The organism is Mannheimia granulomatis (assembly GCF_013377255.1).
GTDB classification, from domain to species: Bacteria; Pseudomonadota; Gammaproteobacteria; order Enterobacterales; family Pasteurellaceae; genus Mannheimia; species Mannheimia granulomatis.
Genome location: NZ_CP016614.1, coordinates 652118 through 666781, shown reverse-complemented (window position 1 = coordinate 666781; position 14664 = coordinate 652118). Strand labels below are relative to the sequence as shown.

At 41.5% G+C, this 14664-nt stretch carries 16 protein-coding genes; 5 read left to right on the top strand and 11 right to left on the bottom strand.

Features of this window, described 5'->3' with window-relative positions; translation table 11 throughout:
• Positions 1–7: 7 nt before the first annotated feature.
• The 6 genes from rsxG to rsxA all read right to left on the bottom strand — a co-directional run bounded on the left by rsxG (position 8) and on the right by rsxA (position 5751).
• Positions 8–640, bottom strand: a complete 633-nt coding sequence (rsxG, locus tag A6B41_RS03095) for an electron transport complex subunit RsxG (RefSeq protein WP_027075178.1) — start codon at positions 638–640, stop codon at positions 8–10.
• On the bottom strand, positions 640–1695 hold the full coding sequence (rsxD, locus tag A6B41_RS03090) for an electron transport complex subunit RsxD (protein WP_027075177.1): 1056 nt from the start codon (positions 1693–1695) through the stop codon (positions 640–642). The genes rsxG and rsxD overlap by 1 nt, the downstream gene beginning before the upstream one ends.
• A gap of 77 nt (positions 1696–1772) precedes the next feature.
• A complete protein-coding gene (locus tag A6B41_RS03085) occupies positions 1773–2408 on the bottom strand; it encodes a trimeric intracellular cation channel family protein (RefSeq protein ID WP_027075176.1) in 636 nt (211 codons plus the stop codon).
• On the bottom strand, positions 2398–4566 hold the full coding sequence (gene rsxC, locus A6B41_RS03080; protein ID WP_027075175.1) for an electron transport complex subunit RsxC: 2169 nt from the start codon (positions 4564–4566) through the stop codon (positions 2398–2400). Before rsxC ends, A6B41_RS03085 begins: the two co-directional genes overlap by 11 nt.
• A complete protein-coding gene (gene rsxB / locus A6B41_RS03075) occupies positions 4553–5170 on the bottom strand; it encodes an electron transport complex subunit RsxB (protein ID WP_027075174.1) in 618 nt (205 codons plus the stop codon). The genes rsxC and rsxB overlap by 14 nt, the downstream gene beginning before the upstream one ends.
• Positions 5170–5751, bottom strand: a complete 582-nt coding sequence (rsxA, locus tag A6B41_RS03070; protein ID WP_027075173.1) for an electron transport complex subunit RsxA — start codon at positions 5749–5751, stop codon at positions 5170–5172. Before rsxA ends, rsxB begins: the two co-directional genes overlap by 1 nt.
• Before the next feature lie 236 nt (positions 5752–5987).
• Between rsxA and ettA the strand changes: the two genes are divergently transcribed.
• The 4 genes from ettA (at position 5988) to A6B41_RS03050 (ending at position 11998) form a co-directional block, all read left to right on the top strand.
• Positions 5988–7658, top strand: a complete 1671-nt coding sequence (ettA, locus tag A6B41_RS03065) for an energy-dependent translational throttle protein EttA (RefSeq protein WP_027075172.1) — start codon at positions 5988–5990, stop codon at positions 7656–7658.
• A 150-nt stretch (positions 7659–7808) separates the two neighbouring features.
• Positions 7809–8837, top strand: a complete 1029-nt coding sequence (locus A6B41_RS03060) for a Fe(3+) ABC transporter substrate-binding protein (protein ID WP_027075171.1) — start codon at positions 7809–7811, stop codon at positions 8835–8837.
• Positions 8838–9157: 320 nt separating this feature from the next.
• Positions 9158–10804: an ABC transporter permease gene (locus tag A6B41_RS03055; RefSeq protein WP_027075170.1), complete on the top strand. Its 1647-nt coding sequence runs from the start codon at positions 9158–9160 to the stop codon at positions 10802–10804.
• Positions 10805–10987: 183 nt separating this feature from the next.
• Entirely contained in the window at positions 10988–11998 is a 1011-nt protein-coding gene (locus A6B41_RS03050) for an ABC transporter ATP-binding protein (protein ID WP_027075169.1), read from the top strand.
• A 51-nt stretch (positions 11999–12049) separates the two neighbouring features.
• Here A6B41_RS03050 and A6B41_RS03045 read toward each other — a convergent pair whose 3' ends face one another.
• Positions 12050–12208, bottom strand: a complete 159-nt coding sequence (locus A6B41_RS03045; RefSeq protein ID WP_156930234.1) for a hypothetical protein — start codon at positions 12206–12208, stop codon at positions 12050–12052.
• A 198-nt stretch (positions 12209–12406) separates the two neighbouring features.
• Here A6B41_RS03045 and dnaQ point away from each other — a divergent pair, with 198 nt between their 5' ends.
• Positions 12407–13180, top strand: coding sequence for a DNA polymerase III subunit epsilon (gene dnaQ / locus A6B41_RS03040; protein ID WP_027075168.1), 774 nt, complete (start codon positions 12407–12409; stop codon positions 13178–13180).
• A 56-nt stretch (positions 13181–13236) separates the two neighbouring features.
• On the opposite strand, the gene rplI is transcribed toward dnaQ, so the two are convergent.
• From rplI to rpsF, 4 genes are read right to left on the bottom strand one after another with little or no spacing between them, the layout of a single operon-like run.
• Entirely contained in the window at positions 13237–13686 is a 450-nt protein-coding gene (gene rplI, locus A6B41_RS03035; RefSeq protein ID WP_027075167.1) for a 50S ribosomal protein L9, read from the bottom strand.
• A 15-nt stretch (positions 13687–13701) separates the two neighbouring features.
• Entirely contained in the window at positions 13702–13929 is a 228-nt protein-coding gene (rpsR, locus tag A6B41_RS03030) for a 30S ribosomal protein S18 (protein WP_005598105.1), read from the bottom strand.
• Positions 13904–14278: a primosomal replication protein N gene (priB, locus tag A6B41_RS03025; RefSeq protein ID WP_027075166.1), complete on the bottom strand. Its 375-nt coding sequence runs from the start codon at positions 14276–14278 to the stop codon at positions 13904–13906. Before priB ends, rpsR begins: the two co-directional genes overlap by 26 nt.
• Positions 14253–14627, bottom strand: coding sequence for a 30S ribosomal protein S6 (rpsF, locus tag A6B41_RS03020; RefSeq protein ID WP_027075165.1), 375 nt, complete (start codon positions 14625–14627; stop codon positions 14253–14255). Before rpsF ends, priB begins: the two co-directional genes overlap by 26 nt.
• Positions 14628–14664: the final 37 nt, after the last annotated feature.

The following is a 14664-nucleotide window of genomic DNA, read 5'->3' as shown; positions in this document are numbered from 1 at the left end:
CTACCGATTATTTACAAGATTGAAATTGCTCAAGCATTGCCGGATTTTGTGCTAATTCAGTAATCACCCATTTCGCACTTTGGCGAACGTTATTCACCACCGCACGAGGAGTAATAGTCGCCCCGGTAAATTGATCAAATTGTCCACCATCTTTTTTGACATTCCAATCGGCTTCATTTTCCAAACTAAAGAATTTATTGGTAAAAGATAAAATCCAATTTGAAATACGGGTCTCAATTTTATCGCCTAAGCCCGGTGTTTCTTTATGCTCAAGGGTGCGAACACCTAATACATTGCCATTTGGTTGAATCCCCATTAACAGCACAATATTGCCTGAATAACCATCAGGGGCCGTGCCTTGAATAAGGTAAGCGGTTAAATTTTCCGATTTTTTTGCAAGATAAAGACGATTTAAATAAGGTGCATGCTCTAACTTAACCACTTTACAAGTAGCTAACACATCATTATCAAAATGTGTTCTCGGCACAACTTCTTCTAATAACTTACGTTGCTGCATTGCGGTAACATCATCAATTTTGCCTTTTGTGAGCAAATACACACCGGTAGAAACCGCCGTACAAAGCAACGCAATTACACCTAAAATTAAGGCATATTTCAAAGTAATTTTTGAGGTATTCATTATCGTCTATCCAATTTTGTGCCGTATAGTCTCGGCTGCGTGTAATGGTCGATTAACGGTACGCAAATATTGGCCAACAAGACCGAAAACGCTATCGCGTCAGGGTAATTACCATAATAGCGGATAAGGTAAACCAGCAATCCAACCAAACTACCAAAAATTAATTTACCACGTGGGGTAATAGATGCGGTAACAGGATCTGTTGCAATAAAAAATGCACCGAACATCATCGCACCACTAAACAAATGACTTAGAGGATGCAAGTATAAGTTATTAGAAAACAGCTCCGTTACCAAACTCAACAGTAAAAATACTGCCAGCATTGAAACCGGAATTTGCCAATGAATAATCCGCTTATAAATTAGAACCAAACCACCAAATAAAAAGGCAATATTCAGCTGAAACCAACCTGTTGCAAATAAGCCACTAAAAATCGGGCTTGCCATCACAGCCTCAAAACCTAATTTATGACCACTGCTTTTCATACTATCTAAAGGCGTTGCTTGAGTAATACCATCTACACTATTTACTAGCTGATATGCACTAAAGCCATCAGTGCTTACTCCTTTAAAAATAAGCGATATTGCATCTGCAAACATTGGTGGTTCACTGAGCAAATGAGTTGGCACCATCCAAGATGTCATTTGAACAGGAAAAGAAACCAATAATAAAGCGTATCCTACCATTGCAGGATTAAACAAATTCTGCCCTAAACCACCATAGCTATGTTTTGCCAATAATAATGCGACTATTACCCCAATCAAAACGACCCAGTAAGGAGCATAAGGTGGAATTGACATCGCTAAAATCATCGCTGTTAAAATGCCGGATAAATCCGATAAATAGAAAGCGGTCTTTTTTTTGCGTAATTTTGCAATAATGATTTCAATCACTATTGCAAGACTAATCGCTAACAGCGTTTGAATGAGAACCCCAAACCCAAAATAATAAAGCTGAACCCCAAAAGCAGGTAGCATCATCGCAATTACCCACAACATAAAATTTGCTGTCAGATTACTTGAATGCGTATGGGGGGAACTGACCATTTTAAACATATCTTTCCTTTTTCTAACCACATAAGCGGTCTTTTTTCATTCTTTTTTACAAAAAATCAGTAAAATTTGACCGCTTGTTATACCTTCGGCAAATTCAAATTAAAGCGGATTGCCAGTAAGCGAATAATAATTACGGTGGCAACCGTTGTTAAATAAACCCAATCGCTTTCCAGCCCCAATGAGTTGGCCATTACAAAAATCACACCGCCAATCAAACTTGCCGTCACATATACTTCTTTTTGTAGCACAATCGGCACCTCATTGCGTAAAATATCGCGAATTACACCACCGAAACAGCCTGTTACCGCACCAAGAGCGATACAAATCAGCGGGTGTAAGCCGAAATCCAACCCCTTTTGCACACCAATGACAGTAAAAACGCCCAGCCCAATCGCATCAAATACTAACAAGCCTGTTTGCCAGCTTTTGCGGGAAATTTGATTGCGGAAAATCGCAGTAATCACCACCGCCAACGTAATCATCAGCACATAAATAGGCTGTTTCATCCAAAATACGGGCATGGAACCAATCATCATATCCCGCAATGTACCACCGCCAACACCGGTTACAAATGCCAGCACAAACATGCCGAAAATATCCATTTTATGCTGGCGGGCAGCAATCGCCCCAGAAATAGCAAACACAATAGTACCAATTAAATCCTGCACGAATAAAAACGACCAAGGAAATTCGGGGATTAGACTACTGAGCATTATTCTTCTCCTGTTGAGCCGCCTTTTTCGCTTTGGCTCGAGCTATAGCTGCCGCAACAGCAGCTTTGCGCGGGTCTTCAACTGCCGTTTCGGACGAATTGCCATTCGCCCTTACAGTTTCATTTTCATTATCCGATTTTGCAAAATTCTCGCTTTTTTCGACCGCTTGTTGAGCAGTTTTTTTGGCTTTTGCACGAGCCAATGCAGCAGCAACTGCTGCTTTGCGTGGGTCTTCGATTACTGTTTCGGGCGAATTGCCATTCCCCCCTACGGTTTTATTTTCATTATCCGATTTTGCAAAATTCTTGCTATTTTCGACCGCTTGTTGAGCAGTTTTTTTGGCTTTTGCTCGGGCTAATGCTGCGGCGACAGCGGCTTTACGCGGGTCTTCAACTGCTGTTTCGGACGAGTTGCTATTCGCCCCTACAATTTCGTCTCTGTTATCTGATTTTGCAAAATTTTCGATATTTTCGACCGCTTGTGCCTCTTGCTCCGCCAATTTTGCGGCACGGCGGGCCTTACGTTGTGCCATTAAATCACTGTTGTCCGGCTCGCCATTCGCTTTAGCTTGAACAGGTGATGCGGTTGGTTGTTCCACACTTTCGGCTTTTTTCGCTTTCAGACGTTCAAGAGCGGCTTTAACTGGATCAATTCCGCCGGCATTTGCTACTTCTTCTCGGCGTTTCTCAGCAGCTTGAGTAATACGTGCGGTACGAGCCTCTTTTTCTTTTTGTAAACGAGCCTCTCGGGCTTCAAAACGCTGTTTGGCTTCCTCTGCTTTACGGGCTTTTTCTTCCACTTCATGAATTTTCGCTTTTTCTTGGCGAAAATATTGAATCAGCGGAATGTAACTTGGGCAAACATAAGCACAAACACCGCATTCAATACAGGCATCTAGGCGGTATTCTTTGGATTTATCGTGATCTTCCGAACGGGCAAACCAATAAAGTTGCTGCGGTAATAATCCAACCGGGCAGGCATCTGAGCAGCTCGAACAACGGATACAAGCTCGTTCCGGCTCCGGTGGTGCGTATTCAAAATGATCCGGCGCGATTAAACAGTTAGCTGTTTTGGTGATCGGAGCCTGCAAAGAGGGCAGAATAAAGCCCATCATCGGTCCACCAAAAAAGACCGGGAAGCGCTTGTCTGCTTGGTAATCAACCTGTTCCAATAAGTGCTGAATTGGTGTCCCTAATCTTGCCCACACATTGCCTTTATTACGGATTTTATCGCCGGTAAGCGTTACTACCCGTTCAATTAACGGTTCACCATCAATAATCGCCCGTTTTACTGCAAATGCGGTACCGATATTGTGCATTACAATGCCCATTTCAATAGTTCGCTTGCCGGAAGGGATTTCCAGCCCTGTCAGCACTTGCACCAGTTGATCCGAAGCACCCGATGGATATTTTGTCGGAATCGTTCGCACAAACATGTCGTTTGAGCCTTTTAATGCTTTTTCTAATGCATTGATGGCTTCAGGCTTATTATCTTCCACCGCAATCACAACTTCCTCAGGGCGTAGCACATAGCGTAAAATGCGGATACCCTCGATTATATCGTGGGTGTAATCTTGCATTAAGCGATCATCACAGGTTATATATGGCTCACATTCTGCCCCATTGATTACCAGTAACTTACAACGTTTATCGGCAAAATTTAGTTTTGAGGCCGTTGGAAATACCGCACCGCCCAACCCCGCAATACCGTATTGGTAAATTTTTTGAATAATTTGATCGCTTGTTAAAGTTAGAAAATCCTCAATCGGCTGACGTTCACCCCACTCATCTTTACCGTCGGTTTCAATAATAACCGTCATTTCCGGCAACCCGGAGGGATGTGCAGAAGGGTAAGGCTCAATCCCGATAACTCTACCGGAGGTCGGACTATGCACCGGCAATTGACGATAATCATCACCTTTCGTAAGTTGCTGACCTTTTAAGACTTTATCCCCTACTTTAACCAATAGCTCACCCGCCCAACCGGAATGCTGCACCAGCGGCACATAGAAAAAGCGAGGTAAATTTAAGCGGCGAATAGGCTTGCCATTCGATTGGGTTTTATTTTCCATAGGGTGAATACCACCCGGGAAATCCCATAATTTTCCGGTTTCTTTATTTTGGCGGATTCGCTCAATCACTAAATTAGGACTGCTCATTTTTCCCTCCGCCGGTCACTAATTTTTTCTGTAACTCGGTTGTATTCACAATCGGGATAATTAAATTTTGGTCGAATTGCCAATTCCAAGATTTTGTTGTTTGTTTTATCGGAATCATTTCAATACAGTTAGTCGGACAAGGCGCAACACATAGCTCGCAACCTGTGCAAAGATCAGCAATCACAGTGTGCATTGCTTTATTGGTACCGATGATCGCATCTACCGGACAGGCTTGAATACATTTAGTGCAGCCAATGCACATATCTTCAATCACAAATGCCACTTTCACTTCAGGCTCTACCATTCCATCCATTTCAGGCACTTCAACACCTAAAAGCTCGGCAAGATTCACCACTAAAGGCTGCCCGCCCGGTACACATTTGGTGATTACATCACCGTTTGCAATCGCTTCAGCATAGGGCTTACAACCAGGGTAACCACATTGCCCACATTGGCTTTGTGGCAACAACGCATCAATTTTTTCAACAATAGGATCGGCTTCTACTTTAAGTTTGATTGAAGAATAGCCTAATACCGCCCCGAAAATCAGAGCAATAATCGCAACAGCAACAAGGATATAGGCAATAATTGGAAGATCTAACATTATAGTTTCACCAACCCTGTAAAGCCCATAAAGGCAAGCGACATCAAACCTGCAGTAATCAGGGCAATAGAAGCCCCTTGGAATGGCCTAGGCACATCGGCTGCCGCCAAACGCTCACGTAACGCCGCAAACAAGACTAACACTAAAGAAAAACCGGCAGCCGCGCCAAAGCCATAAAGCACAGATTCCACTAAGTTATTGGCTAAATTCACATTCAGTAACGCCACCCCAAGTACAGCACAGTTGGTGGTAATAAGCGGTAAATAAATACCTAATAGCCGATAAAGCATCGGGCTGGTTTTATGTACGATCATTTCCGTTAGCTGAACAATTACCGCAATCACTAAAATAAACACCAAGGTTCTTAAAAACTGAGCATTTAACGGCACAAGCAGGTAAGTTTCCACCAAATAGGCAGAAAGTGAGGCAACCGTTAACACGAAAGTGGTAGCAAGCCCCATTCCGATTGCAGTTTCAACTTTTTTCGACACCCCCATAAACGGACAAAGTCCTAAGAATTTCACTAGGACAAAGTTATTAATTAAGGCAGTGCTGATGACTAACAAAATATAATCGATCATAAAATCCACAAATATAAGGAAAATAAGCGGTCAAAAATACATTTTATTTTGCAAATTACGACAAAAATCTGACCGCTTGTCAAATCATCTCATAAAAATAAACGTGATATTATCCCTTGTTTTCGGCTCATTCACAATAAGAAATCGGAGATAGTCAATGCAATCAAAAAGTGCCCTATATTTTGGCAGTAAATTCAAGTAAAATAGGGCGAATTTTTTTGTGAGGAAAACTAACGATGTCAACTCAATTTGTTTATACGATGCACCGTGTCGGTAAAGTTGTGCCGCCGAAGCGTCATATCCTTAAAGATATTTCTTTAAGTTTTTTCCCGGGTGCAAAAATTGGTGTACTCGGTTTAAACGGAGCCGGTAAATCAACCCTATTACGTATTATGGCAGGTGTGGATAAAGAGTTTGAAGGTGAAGCTCGTCCACAGCCGGGCATTAAAATCGGCTACTTGCCGCAAGAGCCTAAACTTGATCCGCAACAAACCGTGCGTGAAGCAGTAGAAGAAGCAGTAAGCGAAGTTAAAAATGCCTTGACTCAACTTGATGAAGTCTATGCACAATATGCCGATGAAAATGCCGATTTCGATAAATTAGCGGCAAAACAGGCGGAGCTGGAAGCGATTATTCAAGCCCACGACGGTCATAATCTGCAGAACCAATTAGAGCGTGCTGCCGATGCGTTACGTCTGCCGGATTGGGATGCCAAAATCGAACATTTATCAGGTGGTGAACGCCGCCGTGTAGCACTTTGCCGTCTGTTGCTCGAAAAACCGGATATGTTGCTGTTAGACGAACCAACCAACCACTTGGACGCAGAATCTGTGGCTTGGTTAGAACGCTTCTTACACGACTACGAAGGTACAGTGGTGGCAATTACCCACGACCGTTACTTCTTAGACAACGTTGCAGGCTGGATCTTAGAGCTTGACCGCGGTGAGGGTATTCCTTGGGAAGGTAACTACTCTTCTTGGTTAGAGCAAAAAGAGAAGCGCTTAGCTCAAGAACAAGCGGCGGAATCTGCACGCCAAAAATCAATTGAGAAAGAGTTGGAATGGGTTCGCCAAAATCCAAAAGGTCGCCAAGCGAAAAGCAAAGCGCGTATGGCTCGCTTTGATGAATTAAATTCAGGCGAATACCAAAAACGTAATGAAACTAACGAACTATTTATCCCACCAGGTCCAAGACTAGGCGATAAAGTAATTGAAGTGGAAGGTTTAAGTAAATCTTACGGAGACCGCACTTTAATTGATAATTTATCCTTCTCGATTCCTAAAGGAGCGATTGTCGGCATTATCGGTGCAAACGGTGCGGGTAAATCAACCCTGTTCCGTATGCTTTCAGGGCAAGAACAACCAGATTCAGGTTCTATTGTGATGGGTGAGACTGTTACCCTTGCTTCTGTGGATCAGTTCCGCGATTCAATGGATGATAAAAAAACGGTGTGGGAAGAAGTTTCCAACGGACAAGATATTCTGGCTATCGGCAACTTTGAAATCCCAAGCCGTGCCTATGTAGGGCGTTTCAACTTCAAAGGCGTAGATCAGCAAAAACGTGTCGGCGAATTATCGGGCGGTGAGCGTGGTCGTTTACACTTAGCGAAACTCTTACAACGCGGCGGTAACGTACTGTTATTGGACGAACCAACCAACGACCTTGACGTCGAAACTCTACGTGCGTTAGAAAATGCGATCTTAGAATTCCCAGGCTGTGCAATGGTCATCTCGCACGACCGTTGGTTCTTAGACCGTATAGCCACCCACATTTTAGACTACGGTGATGAAGGTAAAGTCACTTTCTACGAAGGTAACTTCTCTGACTATGAAGAATGGAAGAAGAAAACTTTTGGTGAGGCAGCGACTCAACCACATCGTATGAAATATAAGCGTATCGCGAAATAATCAGATTATTAGCTTATAAGAAAATAGCGGATAAGGGCCAACTTATCCGCTATTTGTTTTTAATAAATAAGAATAATTCGTATTGATTTTGATTTAAATTAAGACTACACTAGCCGAGATCCCGCTCATATTTTATTCTAGGAGATGAAAATGAAAAAAGCCCTTTCTACTCTCGCACTTGCAGTTTCTGCTTTTGCATCAACTACTACTTTTGCTGCTAATGAAGTAAACGTTTATTCTTACCGTCAGCCATATTTAATTGAGCCAATGCTGAAAAACTTTGAAAAAGATACCGGCATTAAAGTAAACGTAATTTTTGCCGATAAAGGTTTGGTTGAACGTGTGAAAAAAGAGGGCGAACTTAGCCCGGCAGACGTACTTTTAACCGTAGATATCTCGCGTGTTATGGAGATTGTAAATGCCGGTTTATCACAAAAAATTGAGTCTAAAGTATTAGAAAAGAACATTCCTGCACAATTCCGTGACTCTCAAGGTGACTGGTTCGGTTTAACTACTCGTGCACGTGTAATCTATACATCAAAAGATCGTGTAGGCAAATTGCCGGCAGGTTTTGACTACTTAGACTTAGCCAAACCGGAATATAAAGGCAAGGTTTGTGTCCGCTCAGGTAAAAACTCTTACAATGTATCGCTCTTTGCTTCAATGATCGAACACTACGGTGTAGAAAAAACCAAAGCATTCTTAGAAGGTCTAAAAGCAAACTTAGCACAGAAACCACAAGGTGGCGACCGTGACCAAGTCAAAGCAATTAAAGAAGGTATTTGTGACTACGCTTTAGGCAATAGTTACTACTATGGCAAAATGTTAGATGACGAAAAACAAAAAGCCTGGGCAGAATCTGCAATCATTAACTTCCCAAGCGGTAAATACGGTACACACAAAAATATCAGTGCCGTTGCAGTTGCAAAACACGCACCGAATAAAGCAAACGCAGTTAAATTGATTGAATACCTCAGTGGCGATAAAGCACAAGGTTTATATGCAGAACTCAACCACGAATATCCGGTAAAAGCCGATGTTCAACCATCTGCTCTAGTGAAAGGCTGGGGTGAATTCTCATCTGATATAATCAAATTAGAAGACATCGCAAAACACTATGAAGCAGCGTTAAAATTAGTGGATGAAGTTAAATTTGACGATTTCGCTGAGAAAAAATAATGCCGACAAGCGGTGAATTTTAAGCAAAAAGTTGCAAAATTTTGCTAAAATTATACCGCTTGCAAAAGGACGCTTTGCGTCCTTTTTGTGTTTTTGGAAAAATATAACTCGAGCTTCGTTTATTTATTCTGCCAAATCTCCCCCTCCCCTCTTTGCTAAAGAGGGGGGATCATTCAGAGAAAATGTAAAATTCGTCTGACTCTTTAAAAATATAAGGAAAAAAGATGAATTTAAAATCTTTGGAGATCAAGTCCCCTTCCTTTAGCAAAGAGGGGCTAGGGGAGATTTGGCAGTAATGAAAACGGAGTAATAACTAGAAAATGAAAAAAAACCTCGGCTGGAAAACCCTTTCCCTACTAATTACGTTAATTACCCTCCTACCACTACTGGCTATCGGCTATCACACCCTTAGTGGTGATTCGGAGAATCTGGCACATTTGTGGAATACCATGTTGCCGATTTACATCAAAAATACCAGCTTATTAGTATTAGGAACGGTATTCCTCTCCCTTGTTTTTGCTCTTCCAACAGCTTGGTTCATGGCAAATTACCAATTTTGGGGACAAAAAACCTTACAGTGGCTACTCTGTCTGCCACTCGCAATGCCTGCCTATTTAATTGCTTATCTTTATACCGATCTGCTCGACTACTCAGGCGCATTGCAAGAAATGCTAAGAAATATTTTCGGCTGGCAACGCCCACAAGATTATTGGTTTCCACAAATCCGCACCCTTTATGGTGCCTGCTTTGTACTTGCCTTAGTGCTTTATCCCTATATTTTCCTACTGGTTCGAGTAGCATTATTAGAACAATCGGAAAATCTAACCCACAGTGCAAAAATGCTTGGGGCATCACCGGCAGAAATTTTCCGTCGAATTACTTTTCCATTGATTCGCCCGGCAATTGCCATTGGAGCAGCTTTGGTTGCAATGGAAACCTTAGGAGATTTTGGGACTGTCGCTTATTTTGCCGTACCAACTTTAACAACCGCTATTTATGACTCTTGGCTTGGTTATCACGACCTTGGTACCGCCAGCCAAATTGCTATTTTTATGTTGCTGATGATTTTCCTGTTTTTAAGCCTTGAACAATACAGCCGCCGCAAACAGCAAAGTTATCAAAGGGGATACGAAAAGAAATCAGCCTTTAAACAACTTCAAGGTTGGAAATTAGTTTTAGCACTTATCTGGTGCTGGGGCTTGCTTGCCCTTGCATTTTTTATTCCGCTTGCACGCCTGCTCTACTGGGCATATCATTATTTTGAACAGTCTTGGAATTTAGATTTCGTCGAATTTGCAATAAATAGCTTAAAAGTATCCGTAATTGCGTCGATTGTAACGGTATCTTTCGCTTTAATTTTACATTTTGCCCACCGTCTCTCTTTTGGTAAATTTTCGGTAAAATCTACCCGCTTGTCGTTGCAAATTTCATCATTAGGCTACGCCATTCCCGGCACAGTGCTGGCAATCGGCTTGCTGTCGCCTTTGACATTTGCCGATCACAAACTGCATGCACTACTGAAAAGCCTTGAACTCTCGCCGGTCGGCTTGATTTTCTCAGGCTCCTTATTTGCTTTGGTGATTGCCTATACAGTACGCTTTTTGGCAATGGCAATCGGAAGTCTGGAAACTTCATTCGGAAAAATCTCACCATCACTTGATATGGCAAGCCAAACGCTTGGTAAAAGCGGGCTAAAAATGTTTAAACATATTCATATCCCACTGATTTATAAAGGCATTTTAACCGGTGGTTTAATGGTATTTATTGAAAGTATGAAAGAGCTAAACGCTTCACTCTTACTACGACCGTTTAATTTTGACACCCTTGCCACTCATGTATTTACCTTTACCTCTGATGAACAATTAGAGCAAGCAGCTCTACCTGCGATTGTGTTGGTGCTGGTGGGATTACTGCCGGTGATTTGGCTGACGAGATCGTTGATTTCGCAATCGGAAAAAGAACGATAATATACGTAAAATCTGTTCGGGCGGGTTAAAACCCGTCCCTACGCCACAATAAAAACTAAAAGCGAAAAATACAAAATAACATAGGAGCGAGTTTTAACCCGCCATCAAAACATAAGAAAAATTAAAAACGAAAATACAAAACAACGTAGGGACAGGTTTCAATCCGCCCGCACAAGGAATTTTATGTCTGTTTTAACTATCAAAAACCTCTGCCTTGATTTCGGGCAAACTTCGGTACTACAATCGCTTAATTTAGCGGTGAATGAAAACGAAATTATCTGCTTACTCGGTGCAAGCGGTTGTGGAAAAACCACGCTTTTAAAAGCGATCGCAGGCTTATTACCGATTGAGCAAGGAGATATTCATTTGGCAGGAGAATGTCTGAAAAGTAAAGCTGTGGAGAATCGCCAAATCGGACTGATTTTCCAAGATTATGCTCTTTTCCCCCATTTAACTGTAGCAGAAAATATCCAATTCGGGCTGTCAAAACTAGCTAAAACCGAGCAGGAAAGCATCACGGAGAAAATGCTTTCCGTGGTGAAATTGCAAGGTTTGGAAAGCCGTTTTCCGCATGAACTTTCCGGCGGACAACAACAGCGTGTTGCTATTGCACGAGCTTTGGCATGCCGTCCGCAATTATTGCTATTAGACGAACCTTTTTCGAACATTGATAGTCAAACCCGATATGCGATGATCCAAGAGATTAAACAAATCTTGAAAAGCCAAAATGTTCCTGCGATTTTCGTTACTCACAGCAAAGAAGAAGCCTTTGCCTTCGCGGATAAAATTGCCGTAATGGATAAAGGCAAAATTATCCAGTTCGGCAGACCAAATGAACTGTATCATTCACCGGTTAATCCCTTTGTTGCAGATTTTTTAGGTGGAACTAACTATCTAAGTTGCACCGTGAGCGAAGAAAAGTTGCTACGTAGCCCGATTGGAGAGTTTCGTCTTTTTCCTGAGATGGAAGTCAAAAAAGGCGCGTGCCAATGGATGTTACGCCCTGAACAGTTGATTTTGAAACCAAATGAACTGGGATTGGGTAAGGTGGCTGGTAAGTTATTTTTAGGACTCTACTACCGCTACCAAATTGCTATTAACGGTGTGGAGCTGACTGCCTACCAAACTCAAGAATTGAAATTAGGTGAACAGGTTGAAGTTGGATTTCAAGTGCGAGAATTTACTTTATTTTAGAAACTAAAAGGCTGAAACCGTTAATGCGGTATCAGCCCCAAATCGACAGTTTTATTTTTTGCAAGGTGAAACAAGTTCAATGATAGAAATACCCATCCAAGTTGAATTTTTACATACATTACCTGAACCATCGTGTCCACGAACCCCAGTACAAGCAGATAATGTAGCAATTAGTGCAGTAAAAGCAAAAATTTTTGTTATTTTTTTCATCAGTTAAAACTCCTTAATAAAATTATTTAGCAACTAAAAGTTGCAGATGAATTGTATATTAAATTATACAAATTATCCATATTTTTATTGTGTCATTTAGCTGTTCATACCACCTACAAATAATCTGCATAAAAACAGCATGTAAACAATTTAATTTTGGTAAAATTTACTGAATACTATTATGTAAGGAATAAAAAAATGAGTGACCCAATTATACGCCAAGTTGTTCTTGATACTGAAACTACAGGGATGAATATGGCAGGAGGACCGCCACAAATAGGGCATAATATTATTGAAATCGGTGCAGTTGAAGTCATTAACCGTCGCCTAACAGGCAGAACTTATCATGTCTATATCAAACCGCCTCGTGAAGTTGATGCAGAAGCCATTGCAGTTCATGGCATTACAAATGAGTTTTTGCAAGATAAGCCCGTTTTCGCAGAAATTGCCGATGAGTTTTTAGCATTCATCAAAGGCGCAGAATTAATTATCCACAATGCCCCCTTCGATGTGGCGTTTATGGATCAAGAATTTTCTTACCTACCAAATCCTCCGGCTAAAACGGCTGAAATGTGCACAGTTACTGATAGCCTACAAATGGCTCGCAAAATGTACCCGGGAAAACGTAACAATTTAGACGCATTGTGTGACCGTTTAGGCATTGATAACAGTAAACGTATCCTTCACGGAGCTTTACTAGATGCGGAAATTCTAGCCGATGTATTCTTAATGATGACAGGTGGTCAGATTTCCTTATTAGTTGAGGAAGAGACAGAAACCACGTCAATAAGTGTGGATACAGAAGAGGAACTTTCAAGCATTGTGTTAAATGCTGATGATGCCATTATTTTAAAAGCAACAGATGAAGAAGAAACATCGCACTTAGCATTATTGAAATTAATTGAAAAAAAATCAAAAGGAAACTGCTTATGGGCAAAAGCATTTACTGAAGAAGCAGAAAACCTTAATTAACTTTAAAAAGTACAAAAAACCCAGCTTTCGCTGGGTTTTCTTTTTGCTTTAACTGATTATTCAGCAACTACGTTAACTGTTACAGTTGCATTCACTTCCGGGTGTAAGTGAACTTTAACATCATGTTCGCCAGTTGTACGAAGTGGACCTTCACCTAAACGAACTTCAGATTTAGCAACTTCAACACCTACTGCTGTTAATGCTTCAGCAATGTCTTTTGCAGAGATTGAACCGAATAAACGACCATCATCACCTGCTGTTGCAGATACAGATACTGCTGCGATAGCTGCAATTTTTGCTGCACGCTCTTGTGCTGCTGATAATGCTGCTGCCGCTTTTGCTTCTAATTCTGCACGACGAGCTTCGAAGTGAGCAATGTTTTGGCTAGTTGCCATAACTGCTTTACCTTGTGGGATTAAGAAGTTACGAGCAAAACCAGATTTAACTGTTACTTGGTCACCCACAGAACCTAAGTGAGCAACTTTGTCTAATAAAATAACTTGCATTGTACTCTCTCCTGATTATTGGTGGTTATCAGTATATGGAAGTAACGCAAGGTAGCGAGCGCGTTTGATCGCACGAGCTAATTGACGTTGATACTTCGCACGAGTACCAGTAATACGGCTAGGAACAATCTTGCCGCTTTCAGAAATGTAGTTCTTTAATGTAGCGATATCTTTGTAATCGATTTCAACAACATTTTCCGCAGTGAAACGGCAGAACTTACGACGACGGAAATAACGTGCCATTTGGCTTCTCCTGATCTATAAATTCAATTTGTTCGGTGTGTAAAACTAATTGGTTTAAACCGTTGTAGTCTTTGTGAGTATGGATAAAACCTTTGATTCTCACTCTCTCACCGAGCTTAATTTGTTGGGTTAAATAACTAAATTGATTGCCACTCAAAACCACTTGGATTTTGCACCACGCTTGGCGTTCTAAATTAACTTCTATTTGACTTGAACGATGTTCTAACCAAAAACTGTAATTCGGAATCCCTAGCGGGCTTAGGCTCTGTTTAACTAAGCTGGCAACTTTGCCGCTTAAGATTAAACAGTTATCAATCGGCGAATTACTCGCCTGCTTCCTCTGATTCAACTTCAGCTACCGCTTCAGCAACTTTGCTTTCTTTCGCTTTCGCCATTGGTGAAGCTTCAGTTACTGCAGCTTTAGTGTGAACGATTAAGTTACGAAGAACTGCATCGTTATAACGGAAGTTAGTTTCTAACTCGTCGATTACACTTTGAGGTGCTTCTACATTCATTAACACATAGTGTGCTTTGTGAAGTTTGTTGATTGGGTATGCTAATTGACGACGACCCCAATCTTCTAAGCGATGAACTTGACCGCCAGCTTCTTTAACAGATGCTGTGTAACGCTCAATCATTGCCGGTACTTGTTCGCTTTGGTCCGGGTGAACCATAAAAACGATTTCGTAGTGACGCATTGACTATCCTTACGGGTTAGCAGCCTCCAACTCTAGC

Coding starts and splice junctions, on each gene's coding strand:
- rsxG (WP_027075178.1), bottom strand. CDS start 640: ATGAATACCTCAAAAATTACTTTGAAATATGCCTTAATTTTAGGTGTA.
- rsxD (WP_027075177.1), bottom strand. CDS start 1,695: ATGTTTAAAATGGTCAGTTCCCCCCATACGCATTCAAGTAATCTGACA.
- A6B41_RS03085 (WP_027075176.1), bottom strand. CDS start 2,408: ATGCTCAGTAGTCTAATCCCCGAATTTCCTTGGTCGTTTTTATTCGTG.
- rsxC (WP_027075175.1), bottom strand. CDS start 4,566: ATGAGCAGTCCTAATTTAGTGATTGAGCGAATCCGCCAAAATAAAGAA.
- rsxB (WP_027075174.1), bottom strand. CDS start 5,170: ATGTTAGATCTTCCAATTATTGCCTATATCCTTGTTGCTGTTGCGATT.
- rsxA (WP_027075173.1), bottom strand. CDS start 5,751: ATGATCGATTATATTTTGTTAGTCATCAGCACTGCCTTAATTAATAAC.
- ettA (WP_027075172.1), top strand. CDS start 5,988: ATGTCAACTCAATTTGTTTATACGATGCACCGTGTCGGTAAAGTTGTG.
- A6B41_RS03060 (WP_027075171.1), top strand. CDS start 7,809: ATGAAAAAAGCCCTTTCTACTCTCGCACTTGCAGTTTCTGCTTTTGCA.
- A6B41_RS03055 (WP_027075170.1), top strand. CDS start 9,158: ATGAAAAAAAACCTCGGCTGGAAAACCCTTTCCCTACTAATTACGTTA.
- A6B41_RS03050 (WP_027075169.1), top strand. CDS start 10,988: ATGTCTGTTTTAACTATCAAAAACCTCTGCCTTGATTTCGGGCAAACT.
- A6B41_RS03045 (WP_156930234.1), bottom strand. CDS start 12,208: ATGAAAAAAATAACAAAAATTTTTGCTTTTACTGCACTAATTGCTACA.
- dnaQ (WP_027075168.1), top strand. CDS start 12,407: ATGAGTGACCCAATTATACGCCAAGTTGTTCTTGATACTGAAACTACA.
- rplI (WP_027075167.1), bottom strand. CDS start 13,686: ATGCAAGTTATTTTATTAGACAAAGTTGCTCACTTAGGTTCTGTGGGT.
- rpsR (WP_005598105.1), bottom strand. CDS start 13,929: ATGGCACGTTATTTCCGTCGTCGTAAGTTCTGCCGTTTCACTGCGGAA.
- rpsF (WP_027075165.1), bottom strand. CDS start 14,627: ATGCGTCACTACGAAATCGTTTTTATGGTTCACCCGGACCAAAGCGAA.